Below are 16,746 nucleotides of genomic sequence, written 5' to 3'. Positions count from 1 at the left end.
CCTTTGGCGCTCTACGTGGCGCTCTAACCCAAGGAGGGCTATAGACGATGGAAAGTCGGCCTTGAGCTTACTTAGTCTTCAAGACGAAGCTTAGCTCAATCTCATCATTGATGAACTTGTCTCCGAGCCCCGTGAAGAAGCTCTTCGAGCCATACTTCACATTCCAGTCGGCACGATTGATCGTGAAGGCCTTACTTTTGATCGTATAAGCACCCGTAACATCGTCAAGCGAAACAGACTCAACGGGGATCGTAATGTTCTTCGTCACATCCTTGAGGGTGAGGTTACCCTTCAGCTCTTGTAGCTCACTTAGGCGAATGCCCTCGGCAGGAAGACCCGTCAGTTCAAACTTCACCGCAGGATACTTAGCTACGTCAAAGAAGTCTTCGCTGAGGAGGTGTGTCTTAAGCTTATCTCCCCCTTCTTCGGGCTTCATGTCTTCGACCGTGAGAGCCTCAAGGTCGATCGTGACAGAGCCAGCCCGTAGGATACCATCCTTGAGATCAAGAGCACCCTCGCTTACGGGTAGCTTCCCGTAGTGCTCTCCGCCAGGCTTGAAGCCCTTCCAGGAGAGCGTAGAGGCGGTAGTATCCACTTCGACGGCCCGAGAGGCATCCATAGCACTAGCAGCGACCGAATCAGTAGCTGCGACACCATTCTGTCCCTTAGAGCCGGAGCAGGAGGCGATAAAGAGTCCCGAAGCAAGTATCCCTGCTAGGGCTAAGGTCATATTCTTCTTCATTTCCTTTGTAGATGAAATACTATGATGCTAGGATTTACTCATCTAAGCAGATAGACGGGAGATTGTTGCACTAGTGGGGAGGTATTAGCTGGTACAAATAAAGCAGAGCCTTGGTATCCATCTGATACCAAGGCTCTGCATATTTATGCTCGACTTTAGGGAGTAGCCTCTAGTGTATTAAGCTAAGAAGCTAAGGAGGATACCAGCTGCGACAGCTGATCCGATGACCCCTGCGACATTCGGACCCATGGCGTGCATGAGTAGATAGTTCGTAGGGTCATACTCCAGCCCTAGAGTCTGGGAGATACGAGCGGAGTCAGGCACAGCCGACACCCCAGCATTCCCGATGAGCGGATTGATCTTATTCTCTTTCTTGAGGAAGAGATTGAAGAACTTGACGAAGCATATCCCTGTCACCGTAGCGACGATGAAGGAGAAAGCGCCCAAGCCGAAGATCAGGACAGAGTTCCCAGTAAGGAATTCCGTAGCCTGTGTAGAAGCTCCTACTGTGACCCCGAGAAGGATGGTCACCGTATCGATGAGTGGACCCTTAGCTGTATCTGCCAGACGCTTGGTGACACCGCTCTCACGCAGGAGATTGCCGAAGAAGAGCATCCCAAGGAGAGGCAGAGCAGGGGGAACAAGCATCGTCGTCAAGAGTAGCCCAGCGATAGGGAAGAGGATCTTCTCCGTCTGAGATACCTGACGAGGACGTTTCATGCGCATCACACGCTCCTTCTTCGTCGTCAAGAGACGCATGAAGGGAGGCTGGATCACAGGTACCAGAGCCATGTACGAATAGGCCGACACAGCGATAGCACCTAGGAGGTGAGGAGCTAGACGGTTGGAGAGGAAGATAGCCGTAGGACCATCTGCCCCACCGATGATACCGATAGCACCAGCTTCAGGAGGCGTGAAGCCCAGCTGCAAGGCTGTCATGTAGGCGGCGAAGATACCGAACTGAGCAGCAGCCCCGACAAGCATGAGCTTGGGGTTAGAGATCAGAGCCGTGAAGTCCGTCATAGCCCCGATTCCAAGGAAGATCAAGGGCGGGTACCACCCTTGACGCACTCCTTGGTAGAGGATATTCAGTACGGATCCTTCTTCGTAGATACCTACCTGCAGACCGTTCATCATCGGGATATTGCCAATGAGCATACCGAATCCGATCGGGATCAGCAGGAGGGGCTCAAACTCATATTTGATAGCTAAGAAGATGAAGAGTAGCCCCACCAAGATCATGATAAGATGTCCAGGTGTAGCATTCGCCATTCCGGTGAAGGAATAGAACGTCTGCAGGTTCTCAGCTAAGAAGCCCCAGAAGGAGGACATAAGACTATCCGATGATTACAATATCCGAGCCTTCGAGGATGTTGTCTCCCTTAGCGACCTTGATCGCCGTGATGACCCCATCACACTCAGCGTTGATGTTGTTCTCCATCTTCATAGCTTCGAGGATGGCGACGGTCTGACCAGCCTTCACCTGATCCCCTACTGCTACCTTGATGTCGAGGATGACCCCAGGCAGAGGAGACTGTACGGCGGTACCCTTGCCAGCAGGAGCTGCGGGCTCAGCTGCAGGAGCAGCAGGAGCGATGGGCTGTGGAGCTACAGGAGCTGCGGCAGGAGCAGGTGCTGCTGCGGGAGCAGGCTGTGGGGCTGCGGCAGGCTTAGCGGCAGGGCGAGGAGCGGGAGCGGTATAGCCCTCGGTGAGGATATCTACCTGGTAGGAGACACCATTTACTTCAACGGCAGCCTTGTCGCCTTCGAGATCGATGATAGCGACGCTGTACTCGTTGCCATTGATCTTATACTTGTACTCTTTCATTGTGGATATGGAGTTGTTTGTGATTGCTTATTGTCGAGTGATAGTAGGAAGCTGACGCATCGTCAGACACTTGAGCGTCCAGGGTGATGGAGCGCTACGCTTGAAGGTAAGCACCAGAGACTCTTGGTCGTGAAGGTGCTTGCCTAGCTCTTCATGCAGTGCGTAAGAGATAGCGACGAAGACTTCCTTGAGATTCGTTTCCTGCGACATAGTGTGAGGATATCAATATTAGTGTTTGTATGCCCGTGTCCGAGTCTCCTGGATGCGTGCATTCCACTGGGTGGTGCGACGGCGGATCGTCAGGACATAGCTCTCGTGATCATGCTGTGTCTCGAGCTCTGCACGGAGAGCGAGAGAGATAGCAGCAGCTACTTCGTCGGGTCTCCCTGCTGCGCTCTGCAGAGCCAGAGAGATAGCGACCAAGGCTTCATCCGAAGGCTTCCCTGAGACGCTCGGTGCGGCGGTCTTCACTGCAGCAGGCTGGGTGGCCTTGGGAGCCGACCTCTTCTGGAAGAGGCTGCCTATGAACTGGAAGATGAAGACCAGCATCAGAAGAGCGAGGAAGACGACAAGCACGGCCGTGAGGGTCATGATCCCCCCTGCGGGGTCTCGCTCAGCGAGCTTCTGCACCTTCTCAGAGAGCTGGGGTGCATCCTGAGCCCATGCTCCCATCGGTGCTGCCACGAGAGGCAGACCGAGGAGAAACATGCGTAGTTGGCGAGCGGTATTCATAGCATCGAGTATGAATGACTGTGCACGGCTAAGGATAGACGCTTACAGAGGCAGATTATCGTGCTTCTTGGCGGGATTGATCTGCTTCTTCGTGCGGAGCTGTTCCAGAGCGCGGATGATACGGAAGCGGGTGTTGCGAGGCTCGATGACATCATCCATATAGCCGTACGAAGCGGCATTGTATGGATTAGCGAAGGCCTTGCGGTATTCTTCTTCCTTCTCAGCTGCAGCAGCTGCTGGATCTTCAGCGGCAGCTACGTCCTTAGCGAAGATGACTTCTACAGCGCCAGCAGGGCCCATGACAGCGATTTCAGCTGAAGGCCAAGCAAGGTTGACGTCGGAGCGTAGGTGCTTTGAGCTCATCACGATGTAAGCACCACCGTAAGACTTACGTAGCGTGACGGTGATCTTAGGTACAGTAGCTTCCCCGTAAGCATAGAGGAGCTTAGCACCATGGACGATGACACCATTGTATTCCTGACCCGTACCTGGGAGGAAGCCTGGTACGTCTACGAGGGTAACGAGAGGGATATTGAAGGCATCACAGAAACGGACGAAGCGAGCAGCCTTACGAGAAGCATTGCTGTCGAGGGCACCTGCCATGACCATAGGCTGGTTAGCTACGATACCGACGCTCTGACCATTGAAGCGAGCGAAGCCGATGATGATATTCTTAGCCCAGTCGCGGTGGATCTCGAGGAACTCACCATTGTCGACGATGGTACCGATGACATCATACATATTGTAGCTCTTGTTGGGCTGATCGGGGATGATGGTGTTGAGTACATCATCGACACGATCGACGGCATCCGTAGGCTCGACGCAGGGAGCATCCTCCATGTTGTTCTGGGGGATGAAGGAGAGGAGGTGGCGGATGAGGCGGATACCTTCCTCTTCATTGTCTACTGCGAAGTGAGCGACACCACTCTTAGAGGCGTGTACGCTAGCACCACCGAGCTGCTCCTGAGTCACATCTTCGCCCGTCACAGTCTTGACGACCTTAGGACCGGTGAGGAACATGTAGCTCGTGCCCTTGCTCATGATGTTGAAGTCCGTCAGAGCTGGAGAGTAAACAGCACCACCAGCACAAGGACCGAAGATGGCAGAGATCTGAGGGATGACACCAGAGGCAAGGATGTTGTTCTGGAAGATGTCACCATAGCCGCTCAGAGCGTTGATCCCTTCCTGGATACGTGCACCACCAGAGTCATTGAGACCGATGACAGGAGCACCCATCTTCATAGCCAGCTCCATGACCTTACAGATCTTAGAGGCAAGCATTTCGGAGAGAGCACCACCGAAGACGGTGAAGTCCTGTGCGAAGACATAGACCAGACGACCATCGATCGTACCGGAGCCAGTGACGACACCATCACCGAGGAACTTAGTCTTGTCGATACCGAAGTTCGTCGAGCGGTGCAGGACGAAGGTATCGATCTCATCGAAGCTCCCTTCGTCGAGGAGGAGGGCGATACGTTCACGAGCGGTGAACTTACCCTTCTGGTGCTGGCTGTCAATACGCTTCTGACCACCACCAAGGTGAGCCTTGGCACGAAGCTCTATGAGCTCCTTAATTTTCTCTAGTTGAACACTCATATTGGTTGCTGTTTAGTAGATACTATCTTTTCGTGTTTTGCTATTAAGAAGTCAGAATGGGATAACAGAGGAGCTTCCTTGTCCGACCTCCTAGGGTCGAGGGCTCTTCTATTATCCCATCCATACGTCGATTTACTCGGCGTCTCTATGGTCGCACAGCTCAGTGAGGACCCCGATCGTGCTCTTAGGGTGAAGGAAACCGATGTTGAGACCTTCTGCTCCCTTACGAGACTGCTTGTCGATCAGCTGGACACCCTTGTCTGCGAGCTCTTGAAGTGCTTCGTCTGCATTGGGTACAGCGAAGGCGATGTGATGGATGCCTTCCCCACGCTTCTCGATGAACTTTGCGATAGTGCTTTCAGGAGAGGTAGCTTCGAGCAGTTCGATCTTCGTCTGACCGACCTTGAAGAAGGCTGTCTTCACCTTCTGGTCAGCTACTTCTTCGATGTTGTAGCACTTCAGTCCGAGGATACCTTCGTAATAAGGCAGAGATGCTTCGATACTCTTTACGGCGATGCCAAGATGCTCGATGTGTGAGAGGTTCATAGCTTTTCTTACTTGCTTGATTTGATATGATAGGGGCTGTAGGACGCTCCTCCACCCCATGATTTCTGTACTGCAAATGTAAGAATAATCGCCTTCATTCCCTAACACTCCCAATACACTAGGAAATAAACGGCTTCCGAAGGTATCTCTAGCCCCCGCTAAGCCATTAAATCAGGCGCTAGGAGAAGGCTCTAGCCCCTTCCTCCTAACCTCTAAATCTCCAGCTCTAGGTCGAGAGCAAAGCACCCAACCCTATGTTTCCCGACGAAGAATAGCCATTCATACCTCTCGGAAGTACCCCATTCATGGGTCGCCCGAGTGACCCATGAATGGGGTACCTCTGCGACCCATACATGGGTCTCCTTGATCGGGTATGTATGCGCCCTGCCGAAGAGCTACGAATAAGGCTGCACCGCTTCATGTCAGCGGCACAGCCTTATTCTCTATATGTATGTCATTGGGTGGGCAAGCGATCGAGCCTCTTCCCCACCCTATTCGTCTAGAGCTTCACATCGGTATAGAGCTCTACATCGGAGCGATGGCGGAAGATATAGGTCGCAGGATAGCGATCGGCCTCGGGCATCGAGCTAGCGATAGCACGCAGGATAGGAGCCTTCTTCTGCCCCGTGGCATGGAAGAGGAGCTTCTTCGCCGCCAGGATCGTGGGCCCTGTCATCGCTACACGCTTCTGTCCTCGGGGGCTTACCCCGACAGCGTAGGGCTGATCGGCCTCTAGTAGCTCCATCTGATGGGGGAAGATCGAGGAGGTATGTCCATCATCTCCCAGCCCAAGGATCACCACATCGAAGATGGGATATTCTCCATCAAAGGGGAGTTCCGAGCCGACGAGCCAAGAGTAATCCTTGGCCTCACGCTCGGGATCCTTCTCCCCTGCTATGCGATGGATCTGATCGTGGGGGATGGGGACATGACGAAGGAGTGTCTCCTTGGTCATCCCATAGTTACTCTCGGGATCCGTAGGGGGCACGCACCGCTCATCCACCCAGTAGAGATGCACACGATCCCACTGGACAGAGCTGGCTAGCGGCTCCGAAGCTAGGAGCTCAAAGAGCAATCGGGGGGTCGAGCCTCCCGACACGGCTATATGCACCCACCCCTCACGAGAGGGACGGACGAAGGCTTCTTCGGCGACAGCCCGAGCGACGGCTTCGGGGGTCGAATAGTGACGGTAGATCATAGTTCGCAGTAGAGCTCAGAGTTAGTTAGATTTCGACAGGGGTTGGTCCAGCTATGCTCTCGATCGATGATCGTGTCACTTTGCTTGGGTCCCCAAGTGCCTGCTGGATAGCCGTAGAGCGGGAAGTCCTCTTCCTGCCAAGAGCTGAGGATGGGATCGAAGAAGCGCCAGCTCATCTCGACGGCATCGCTACGGGTGAAGAGCGTGGAATCCCCCAGCATGCAGTCCTCGAGGAGACGGGAGTAGGCATCGCCCGAGGCGATCCCTCCCAGCTGGTCGTAGGTGAAGTTCATAGATACCCGCTTCACCTCAAAGCCTGATCCAGGCACCTTAGCTGCGAACTTCAGGGAGATCCCCTCATTGGGCTGGATGCGGATGATGAGCTGATTGGGGATCGTCTCCCCATCGATCGTGGTGAACATGCGATGTGGGGTTGGTCTGAAGTGCACGACGATCTCCGTGACCTTGGTAGGCATCATCTTCCCCGTACGTATATAGAAGGGAACTCCCTGCCAGCGCCAGTTGTCGATGAAGAGCTTCATCGCTACGAAGGTCTCTGTACGACTGTCTGCGGGGATCTTGTCCTCCTCTCGGTAGGCTCGGTGGTGCTCCCCCTTCCACTGGCTCTCGGTGTACTGACCACGGATGACGCTCCCACGGATCTCCTCCTTCGTCATGGGACGGAAGGACTGATAGACCTTCACGACCTCGTTGCGGAAGAGATCGGCATTGAACTGCACAGGGGGCTCCATCGCCGTGAGGGCGACGAGCTGAGCTAGATGGTTCTGCACCATATCACGCAGAGCACCCGTCTGGTCATAGAAGCCTCCTCGGCTCTCGATGCCCATGTTCTCTACGGCGGTGATCTCGACTCGCTCGATGTAGTTGCGGTTCCAGAGGGGCTCGAAGATACCATTGGCGAAGCGAAGTGCCATGATATCCTGCACTGTCTCCTTCCCGAGGAAGTGGTCGATGCGGTAGAGTTGATGCTCATGGAAGGCCGATCGGTAGATCTCGTTCAACTCTAGGGCTGAGGCTAGGTCGTAGCCAAAGGGCTTCTCGATGACGATGCGACGAATAGCCTGAGCCTCACCGTCAGCACCTACCGCCTCCTCCTTATTCAGCCCGACATGAGCCAGATGCTGGGGGACTACCCCATAGAGCGAAGGAGGAGTAGAGAGATAATAGATGTAATTCCCTGGATTACCGATACGCTCATCCAGTCGAGCGAGCTGCTCCTTGAGCCTAGGATAGTCTGCTACCTCCGATGGATCCATGGAGAGGTAGTGGACGCTCGAGAGGAATTGCTCCGCCAGCGAAGGATCATATTCGCCCTCGGCTAGATAGCGCTGGAGTGAGCCATCGAGGTGCGGACGATAGGTCTCATCGGTATAGTCCGTACGCCCTAGAGCTAGGACAGCGAAGCGCTCGGGGAGCTTCCCCTGCTTGAAGAGCTGATAGAGCGAAGGGATGAGCTTGCGCTTAGTCAAGTCCCCCGAGCCCCCGAAGATCACGAGGATGAGACTCTGGGGCAAGCTCTGAGATGAAGTCTGCTGCATATCTAGATATTCCCTAAGCATTATATGAAGTGGAGGAGGTATCGCTACCTCGACCCGTCCAGTTCTCATGGAAGAACGTCCCTCTGGGCTGGTCTACACGCTCAAAGGTATGCGCCCCGAAGAAGTCTCGCTGAGCTTGAACGAGGTTGGCAGGCAGACGACGAGTCGTCAGCGAAGAGAAGTAGCTCAGAGCCGAGGCGAAGGCGGGCACGGAGCACTCCTGAAGGAAGGCATTAGCCACCGTCTGGCGCCAATCCTGTCGAGCCTCTTCGATCTCCTTGTGGAAGTAAGGCGCGAGGAGGAGGTTCTTCAGCTCGGGCTCAGCTTGGTAGGCAGCTGCGATGTCATTGAGGAAGGAGGAGCGGATGATACAACCATTGCGCCAAATCCGTGCGATCGAGGCAAGGTCGAGCCCCCAGCTATTCGCACGAGAGGCCTCAGAGAGGAGGGAGAAGCCCTGTGCATAGGAGACGATCTTGGAGGCATAGAGCGTGCGCTCGAGGGCGAGTACATCAGCCTCGGTGAAGTCGGACTGCAAGCAAGCCTCACGAGGATAGAGCTCAGAGGCCTCCCGACGAAGCTCCACACCCGAGGAGAGGCTACGCTCGTAGACAGCAGTAGCGATGAGTCCCAGAGGCTCTCCATACTCAAGAGAATTGATGACTGACCACTTCCCCGTACCCTTCTGACCAGCGGCATCGAGGATCTTGTCGATGAGGTAGTCCCCCGAGGGCTCCCGATGACGTAGGATCTCCGAGGTGATCTCTATGAGGTAGCTACTGAGCTTGCCTGCCCCCCATGAGGCGAAGATGGTGGCCATCTCTTCGTTCGACTTATCTGCTATCTGGCTGAGGACTGCATAGGCATCAGCGATGAGCTGCATATCGCCATACTCGATCCCGTTGTGTACCATCTTGACGAAGTGCCCTGAGCCTCCAGCTCCGATCCAAGCACAGCAGGGAGAGCCATCCTCAGCCTTCGCCGCTATCTTCGTGAAGATAGGCTCCAGCGTAGGCCAAGCCTCACGTGCTCCACCAGGCATGATCGCAGGACCATTGAGGGCACCCTCTTCACCGCCCGAGATACCACAGCCGACGAAGTAGATTCCTCGTGATCGGAGGGTAGCCTCCCGTCGCTCAGAGTCCTCCCAATTGGAGTTACCCCCATCGATGATGATGTCTCCGTCCTCTAGGTAAGGTAGGAGTGCATCGATCACGGAGTCTACGGGCTTACCCGCACGGATCATCATCATGATCTTGCGTGGACGCTCGATGCTCTCGACGAAGGGCTTGAGGTCAGTGAAGCCTAGGAAGCGCTTCCCCTCGGCACGCCCCGAGAGGAAATGCTCGACGACGTGTGCCTCTGCACCTTCGGCACGATTATATACGGATACTTGGAAGCCATTGCGCTCCATGTTCAGAGCGAGGTTCTCGCCCATGACAGCGAGACCTATGAGGCCAATGTCTGATTTTCTAGTCATTGATATAGGGAGATGGAAGAGTATGTACTAGGGTCTAGGGAACTCAATAGCTGAGGCTATCCAGCCCTACACTACTCTGATGTGAATTAGCGAAGCAGAAGAGCAAAAAGAGCAAGAATAGCGGGTAGCCCTTGCTTGAGGAGGATGCTCGGACTCGAGCGCATAGCCCCGTAGGTAGCAGCAGTCACGACACAGAGGAGGAAGAAGAGCTGCACACGGAGACTCCAGAGGGGTTCGGCGATCGTCAGCCCCCAGATCAGTCCCGCTGCTAGGAAGCCATTGTATAGACCTTGGTTAGCTGCCAAGCCTCGGGTGGACTCGAAGAGCTCATCGGGGAGCACTCCCTTGAAGACCTTTCGCCCCTTGGTCGTCCATGCAAACATCTCGATCCAGAGGATATACAGATGCTCCAGAGCCACCAGTGCTACTAGGATCGTCGCTACTATAGTCATTCTATTTATACGATTAGTATCGCCCCCTTAGTCTCATCATCACAAGGCTATCAGAGCGAGCATGTTATGTATCGTGAACAAGCCTATCTATCAAAAGGTTTGCTCCGAGCCCTTCGATAGACAGCTCACTACCTAGGGGAAGAGCGAAGATTCAAGGAGGAAGATATTCCTCCATCAAATCATCTTCAGACGAAGCAAGAGGATCCTTATCCCAGCTCTAGAACATTTAGCATTATCTTTGCATTGCAATAAGGGTAGAGGTGAGCTATATGTAGAAACATAGCATCTAAAATCTACCAAAGACTAGAAAATATTCACGAGGATAAAATACAATCTATATCTATCACGTTCTAGGGGTAGAAATAATCTCATTTCATAGAATAATAAAGTTCTTATGGCAAACCTATCACAGCTCATCGATGCACGACGTACCCTAGAAGCTCAAGGGATCTCTATCGCTAATGATGTAGACCGACAGATCAAGAAAGAAGAAGATCGTCTCATACAAGAAGAGCTCTACCGAGCTATGCGAAATGCACTAAGAGATACACTCTCTGTGCTCGATAAGCCTATCACTTTCACTCTAAACTATGATCCAGCTAACCCCAGCACCTATACGATCGAGCATCGTCGTGCAGGAGAGCTAAGTCCAGAAGAAGAGACTGCCAAAAGAGAAGCACTAGAAGCACGTCGCCTCAAGCGTAAAGCTAATGCTCTAGAGCACGCTCTCTCATCCTCCTCGATCACTCGCCTACGTGTCGTCTATGCTGACGGGACTAGCCTCGAGGAGAAGAGTGCAGCAGATACCTTCAGAGCCTTCATCCAGAAGGCTGGTGTAGATAAGGTGCTTGGCCTCGGGCTGAAGCTCAACAAGGAGCCCCTCATCATCGAATCAGACGGCCAAGAGCTAGGCGCTTCGTTCAAGCACCTAGAGGGTAACTATTACCTCCAGACCAGTTCGCCCACAGGGATCAAGAAGAAGTTCATCCAGCGCATCATCGATGGCCTAGGTATCGATGCTCATATCGAGATCGTCCCCATCCTCAAGCCTACGAAGAAAGGAAGCGCTCGAAGCTCTAAGAAGTAGCGTGCACAGCCGTGGGGCTCTAGCCTATACCCTCCGAAGGAGATCCCCACACGCATAGTATATACCTCATAGCCTACACCCTCTCCCAGCCCACGGCTCGGGAGGGGGTGTGTCGTATGAAGGAGGCTGCTATATTTTTCGTACATTCGCTAAAGAGACGAATCAAGAGTATTCGTCCGCATACTCCATCTTCCCTAGAAGAATTGCTTTATGGAACAGACCTTCAACATTCCCTATAAGACGCTCCTCAGGAGCGAACTCACTCCCGAAGAGCACCACCTCGAAGAGCTAGCCGTGCAGGCTGCCAAGAAGGCCTATGCTCCCTATAGTCGCTTCCTCGTCGGGGCTGCCGTACTCCTAGCTAATGGAGAGATCGTCACGGGATCAAACCAAGAGAATGCCGCCTATCCCTCGGGCACTTGTGCTGAACGTACTGCCCTCTTCTGGGCCGGTGCCCAATGGCCCGATGTCCCGGTAGAGAAGCTCCTCATCGTCGCCTTCAACGCCTCAGGTAGAGTCCCCTTCATCTCTCCCTGTGGGAGCTGTCGTCAGGTCATCATGGAGACGGCTACCCGCTTCCATCCCTTCCCCATCCTACTGGCGGGAGACGAGAAGACAGTCGTCTTAGAGGACTGCCGCTATCTGCTCCCCTTCGGCTTCGATGGGAGTAGCCTTTAGACATTAGAGCACTTGATATATCCATAGCTTATGCCTCATAGCCATCACCGAGGTCGCCTCCCCTATATCGAGCGAGATGAGAGCTGGATGTACTTCAATAAGCGCATCCTCCTCGAGGCTGTACGCACGGATCTCCCTCTACTGGAGCGCTTCAATTACCTCGGGATCTACTCCAATAACCTCGATGAGTTCTTCAGAGTACGTGTCGCCTCTCTTCGACGTATCGTAGGCTCTCCCGAAGCTATCCCATCGCACGAGCGCAGGAAGGCTAAGGAGACGCTACGCACCATCATACGGCTCAACAAAGAGTATTCTGAGCTCTTTGATCGGACGTTCGCAGATCTCCTCCGATGTCTCACCGAAGCTCATATCCACATCATCAATGAGCAGCAACTGACGACGGACCAAGAGGATGAAGTCCTCTCCTTCTTCATGGATAAGATCAATGGGATCACGAACCCGATCTTCATCAATAGCCCTACGTTCAGACCCGAGCAGCACCTCAAGGAAGCCCTCTATCTAGTCGTCGTCCTCTGGCATGAGCAGGGAGAGGCAGAGGAGGCACATGATGTAGCCCTGCTCGAAGTGCCGACAAAGGAACTAGGACGCTTCCTTCGCCTCCAAGACAAGGATGGGGAGAGCTACTTGATGTTCCTCGATGATGTGCTCCGCTACTGTCTCCCTTATATCTTCATCGGACGAGAGTATGCCCACTACGAGGCTTATACCTTCAAGTTCACCAAGGATGCAGAGTTTGAGATCGAGCAGGACCTTCGCTCTAGTGTCATCGAGATGGTCTCTCGTGGAGTCAAGCGACGTGGGCGAGGAGAAGCTGTGCGTGTCGTCTATGATGATGCCCTCTCCCCAGAGATCCTGCGTCGCCTGAGTGATATGGCCGAGCTTAACTACCGAGATATGCGTATCGGTGGTGGGCGCTATCACAACATGCGCGATCTGATGACGCTCCCCGACTGCGGACGGTCAGGGCTGCGCTTCCCTAAGCAAGTACCCCTGCAGATGGATGAGTTCCACTATGCTCAGAGCATCATCAGTCAAGTACTCCGCCGTGATCGGTGTATCCACTTCCCTTACTACAGTTTTGATCACTTCCTACGTCTACTCCAAGAGGCTGCCATCAGCGAAGATGTCACAGAGATACGCATCTCACTCTACCGGGTCGCTCAGAACTCCAAGGTCGTCAAGGCCCTAATGACCGCAGCGCAGAATGGTAAGCGAGTCACGGCCGTCGTTGAGCTCCTCGCTCGCTTCGACGAGCAGTCCAATATCAGCTGGGGTAAGAAGATGCAGGACTCAGGGATCAATGTCGTCCTTGGGCATGAGAAGCTCAAGGTACACTCCAAGCTCGTCTACATCGGTACCAAGCGTGGGAACATTGCTTGTATCGGATCGGGGAATCTTCACGAGGGGACAGCTTGCCTCTACACGGACTTGATGCTGATGACTGCTCATAAGGGGATCGTCCGAGATGTGGCTCAGGTCTTTGACTTCATCGAGCGACCCTTCATCAACACGCATTTCCATCATCTCCTTGTTGCCCCTAACGATATGCGTCAGCCACTCTACCAGATGATCAACAAGGAGATCCGTCTGGCACGAGCAGGCAAGGAGGCTTTCATCCGTCTCAAACTGAATCATGTCGTCGATGAGAAGATGGTAGCTAAGCTCTATGAGGCTTCTACCGCTGGGGTCCGTGTGGAGCTGTGCCTAAGAGGTAACTGCTCCCTCATCCCTGGTGTACCTGGCTACAGCGAAGATCTCTTCATCAATGCCATCATCTCCCGCTACCTAGAGCATTCACGTATCTACATCTTCGGCAATGGTGGCGAGCCAAAGTACTACATCGGATCTACCGACTGGATGACCCGCAACCTCGATCGACGCATCGAGGTGATGACCCCCGTCTATGATCCCGATATCCAGAGGGAGCTCGACTTCATCATCTCTGCGGGCCTAAGGGACACCGAGCAGGGCTACTATATCAATGCCGAGGAGGTTCGCCCTCGTAGAGAGGATATAGCCGACAAGACGGAGCTCTTCAACTCACAGCAAGCACTCTACCAATACTACCTAGCTAAGAAGAAAGAAGAAAATCATGGGTAAATCACACTACGCCGGTATAGATATAGGGTCGAACGCAGTACGTCTGCTCATCAAATGCCTCAATGAGCCAGGGAGTGCAGAGCCTCTGTCCAAGGTCCAGCTCGTGCGTGTCCCGCTCCGCCTCGGGGAAGATGCTTTCGTCGAAGGACATATCTCTAAGAAGAAGTCCAAGCAGCTAGTAAGCCTCATGAAGGCCTACCGTGAACTGATGGAGATCTACGAGGTATCTGCCTTCAGAGCATGTGCGACCTCGGCCATGCGAGACGCTGACAACGGCGAAGAGCTCGTGGAGAAGATCTACGAGAAGACCGGTATCAAGATCGAGATCATCGATGGCCGAGAGGAAGCTCAGCTGATCTCCTCTGATCTCATCCGCTCACTCTCTGGGGAGCATGAGGAGACCTTCCTCTATATCGACGTTGGGGGGGGGAGTACAGAGCTCAACCTCGTACGAGGCTCCCAGCTCATCGAGTCCCGTTCGTTCGATATCGGTACGATCCGTCAGCTCAGTGGGATGGTACGGGACGAAGTACGAGACTCCTTCAGAGCCTATGTCCAGCACCTCAAGGAAATCTATGGTACGCTCCGACTCGTTGGTACGGGGGGAAATATCAATAAGCTCCTTCGCCTAGGTGCTCCTTCCGAGCGAGCTAATATCTGCAGTCTTCCCGTCGCAAGCCTCCATGCTGTAGCAGACGAATTGCGCCAATACACTCCCGTGGAGCGCATGCTTATCTTCCGCCTCAAGCCAGACCGTGCAGAGGTCATAGTACCTGCCGCTGACATCTTCCTCCTCGTAGCCGATATCACAGAGGCTTCCGAGATCATAGTCCCCACCAAGGGGCTAGCGGACGGCATCGTCGACTCTATCTGTCCGATACAAGCGTGACCTTCTGCTGAATGCAAGGCTCTCCGAAGTCTAGATCAAGGAGTAAAGTAAAAGCCCCCTTATCCCAAAGCGGATAAGGGGGCTTTACATATATGATGAGTCAGATTAGATGCCTTTGATTAAAGCTAGGAGTCCTGCTCTAGGGCTCGACGGATCTTGGCTGTAAACTCATGGTTCTTCCATCCCCATCGAGGAGCAAGGAGAAGCTCCGGAGGAGACTGCGAGACAAAGCGCTCAAGCACTATATCGGAGCGCAGTCGATGTACGAAGTCCACGATGAGCTCGATATATTCCTCTTCGGTGAAGAGGTGGAAGTCTTCGGGGTTACGCAGATATTCACCTGCCATGATCGTACCACGGATGATCTGTAACTGATGGATCTTGAGCGTCGTGATCGGGAGGGATGAGAGACGCTCTGCATGCTGGAGCATCTCCTCCCTACTCTCCCCTGGGAGCCCTAGGATGAGATGAGCCCCCACCAAGATACCCGCCTCATGTGTGCGCTGGATCGTATCGACACTACACTGCCATGAATGCCCGCGCTGGATACGCTCTAGGCTCCTATCGTAGGTACTCTCCACTCCATACTCTACGAGGAGGAAGGTACGCTTAGCGAGCTCACTGAGGTAATCAAGTAGAGGCTGAGGCATACAGTCGGGACGCGTACCAATGATGAGACCCACGACATCGGGATGGCGAAGAGCTTCCTCGTACTTAGCGATGCAGTCTGCTACCTCTCCATACGTATTCGTGTAGGACTGGAAGTAGGCCAAATAGCGCATCTCTGGATACTTGCGACGGAAGAAGGCTATCCCTTCATCGATCTGCTCAGTGATGCTTTTGAGCTTGACGGCATAGTTAGGGCTGAAGCTCTTGTTATTGCAGTACGTACAGCCCCCCTTACCCATCGAGCCATCTCTCGTAGGACAAGAGAAGCCCGCCGTAAGGGTGATCTTCTGTACCTTCTGCTCTGGGAAGTAGCGCCTAAGGAAGGAAGCAAAGTCAATGTAGGGAAGTGATGGTCCTTGTTCGTTCATCGTCCTTATTTAGCCTTGCCAACAGGTGAATGGATCCAGTCTGGATGCTCGAAGTGCTCGGCTCGCTCTCGACGGATATACTCCTCGACAGTCGAATTGAACTGGAGGGGGAAGAGGCCTTCATGCTCCTCTGCTAGGGCACTCAGTATATCCTCCTGAAGATCAGCGATCGTGTAGTCGGGAGGGAGTGCAGGGCGGAGGTTCGTGACTTGAGAGCGTACGGAGGCAACACGTGAGCTCACTGTGACCGAAGGATCTACAGTGAGGATACGCTCCAGCTCCTCCAGATCGGTATCGAAGAGGAGACAGATATGGTAGAGCATGCGGGAACGACTGACCGCCTCAGCTGCTCCCCCTACCTTCCGACCATCCAGACGAAGATCTCCCCGAGGAGATCGCTCTACAGCTACGCCATGACGGGCTAAAGCTCGCTGCACGGGCTGAGGGAAAGCCTTCAGATCAAAGCCTTGACTCGAATGATCGTTCTTGATCGCCGTGAAGTTCAGATTGCCCAGATCATGATAGACTGTGCCTCCCCCAGAGGTACGGCGAAGGAGTGCGATCTGCTTCTCCTCCAGATAGCGCATATCGAGCTCTGCATCTGCCCACTGATAGCGCCCCATGAAGACCGAGGGGCGATTGATCCAGAGGAAGTAGATCGTATCTAGGGGGCGCAGCTGGCGATAGAGGTAGTCCTCCAGTGCGATGTTGTAGTACGGATCGGTGGAAGGACTGATATAGTAGTAAGCGTTCGTCTTAGCTTGATCTTGTGTCATAGCAAGGAGAGGAGAAGGCTATCCC

17 protein-coding genes are annotated in these 16,746 nt (G+C 53.8%); 4 read left to right on the top strand and 13 right to left on the bottom strand.

The features are described 5' to 3' along the window. Nucleotides 1-67: 67 nt before the first annotated feature. From Q0336_RS00420 to Q0336_RS00370, 11 genes are all read right to left on the bottom strand, one after another. Nucleotides 68-742: a YceI family protein gene (locus tag Q0336_RS00420; protein ID WP_298524142.1), complete on the bottom strand. Its 675-nt coding sequence runs from the start codon at nt 740-742 to the stop codon at nt 68-70. 177 nt (nt 743-919) lie between these two features. Beyond that, a complete protein-coding gene (locus Q0336_RS00415; RefSeq protein WP_298524139.1) occupies nt 920-2,074 on the bottom strand; it encodes a sodium ion-translocating decarboxylase subunit beta in 1,155 nt (384 codons plus the stop codon). A gap of 4 nt (nt 2,075-2,078) precedes the next feature. Further along, a complete protein-coding gene (locus Q0336_RS00410) occupies nt 2,079-2,570 on the bottom strand; it encodes an acetyl-CoA carboxylase biotin carboxyl carrier protein subunit (RefSeq protein ID WP_298524137.1) in 492 nt (163 codons plus the stop codon). A gap of 27 nt (nt 2,571-2,597) precedes the next feature. After that, nucleotides 2,598-2,780, bottom strand: a complete 183-nt coding sequence (locus Q0336_RS00405; protein WP_298524134.1) for a hypothetical protein — start codon at nt 2,778-2,780, stop codon at nt 2,598-2,600. 18 nt (nt 2,781-2,798) lie between these two features. Beyond that, complete coding sequence (locus Q0336_RS00400) at nt 2,799-3,302, bottom strand: OadG family protein (protein ID WP_298524131.1); 504 nt, start codon at nt 3,300-3,302, stop codon at nt 2,799-2,801. 42 nt (nt 3,303-3,344) lie between these two features. Next, a complete protein-coding gene (locus Q0336_RS00395) occupies nt 3,345-4,898 on the bottom strand; it encodes an acyl-CoA carboxylase subunit beta (RefSeq protein WP_298524128.1) in 1,554 nt (517 codons plus the stop codon). Between the two features lie 132 nt (nt 4,899-5,030). After that, on the bottom strand, nt 5,031-5,444 hold the full coding sequence (gene mce, locus Q0336_RS00390) for a methylmalonyl-CoA epimerase (protein WP_298524125.1): 414 nt from the start codon (nt 5,442-5,444) through the stop codon (nt 5,031-5,033). 499 nt (nt 5,445-5,943) lie between these two features. Continuing rightward, nucleotides 5,944-6,642: a 6-phosphogluconolactonase gene (pgl, locus tag Q0336_RS00385; protein ID WP_298524122.1), complete on the bottom strand. Its 699-nt coding sequence runs from the start codon at nt 6,640-6,642 to the stop codon at nt 5,944-5,946. Beyond that, nucleotides 6,639-8,201 (bottom strand): glucose-6-phosphate dehydrogenase, encoded by a 1,563-nt coding sequence (gene zwf / locus Q0336_RS00380; protein ID WP_298524120.1) that lies wholly within the window; start codon nt 8,199-8,201, stop codon nt 6,639-6,641. The genes pgl and zwf overlap by 4 nt, the downstream gene beginning before the upstream one ends. A 13-nt stretch (nt 8,202-8,214) precedes the next feature. Then, on the bottom strand, nt 8,215-9,687 hold the full coding sequence (gnd, locus tag Q0336_RS00375; RefSeq protein ID WP_298524223.1) for a decarboxylating NADP(+)-dependent phosphogluconate dehydrogenase: 1,473 nt from the start codon (nt 9,685-9,687) through the stop codon (nt 8,215-8,217). An 80-nt stretch (nt 9,688-9,767) separates the two neighbouring features. Beyond that, entirely contained in the window at nt 9,768-10,133 is a 366-nt protein-coding gene (locus Q0336_RS00370; protein ID WP_298524117.1) for a DUF1304 domain-containing protein, read from the bottom strand. Between the two features lie 394 nt (nt 10,134-10,527). On the opposite strand from Q0336_RS00370, the gene Q0336_RS00365 reads away from it, so the two are divergent. From Q0336_RS00365 to Q0336_RS00350, 4 genes are all read left to right on the top strand, one after another. Further along, nucleotides 10,528-11,220, top strand: coding sequence for a hypothetical protein (locus Q0336_RS00365; RefSeq protein WP_298524114.1), 693 nt, complete (start codon nt 10,528-10,530; stop codon nt 11,218-11,220). A gap of 210 nt (nt 11,221-11,430) precedes the next feature. Next, nucleotides 11,431-11,898 (top strand): cytidine deaminase, encoded by a 468-nt coding sequence (cdd, locus tag Q0336_RS00360; RefSeq protein ID WP_298524111.1) that lies wholly within the window; start codon nt 11,431-11,433, stop codon nt 11,896-11,898. A gap of 30 nt (nt 11,899-11,928) precedes the next feature. Further along, entirely contained in the window at nt 11,929-14,019 is a 2,091-nt protein-coding gene (locus Q0336_RS00355) for an RNA degradosome polyphosphate kinase (RefSeq protein WP_298524108.1), read from the top strand. Continuing rightward, nucleotides 14,012-14,908 carry a Ppx/GppA family phosphatase gene (locus Q0336_RS00350; RefSeq protein WP_298524104.1) on the top strand — a complete coding sequence of 299 codons (897 nt, stop codon included), beginning with the start codon at nt 14,012-14,014 and terminating at the stop codon, nt 14,906-14,908. Before Q0336_RS00355 ends, Q0336_RS00350 begins: the two co-directional genes overlap by 8 nt. A 125-nt stretch (nt 14,909-15,033) precedes the next feature. On the opposite strand, the gene Q0336_RS00345 is transcribed toward Q0336_RS00350, so the two are convergent. Then, nucleotides 15,034-15,945: a TIGR01212 family radical SAM protein gene (locus tag Q0336_RS00345; protein WP_298524101.1), complete on the bottom strand. Its 912-nt coding sequence runs from the start codon at nt 15,943-15,945 to the stop codon at nt 15,034-15,036. Between the two features lie 5 nt (nt 15,946-15,950). Further along, nucleotides 15,951-16,721 carry a biotin/lipoate A/B protein ligase family protein gene (locus tag Q0336_RS00340; protein WP_298524098.1) on the bottom strand — a complete coding sequence of 257 codons (771 nt, stop codon included), beginning with the start codon at nt 16,719-16,721 and terminating at the stop codon, nt 15,951-15,953. Nucleotides 16,722-16,746: the final 25 nt, after the last annotated feature.

The organism is uncultured Porphyromonas sp. (genome assembly GCF_938039215.1).
Lineage (GTDB): Bacteria > Bacteroidota > Bacteroidia > Bacteroidales > Porphyromonadaceae > Porphyromonas.
Note: the sequence above shows the minus strand (reverse complement) of the source record. Positions and strands in the feature narration are given on the sequence as shown.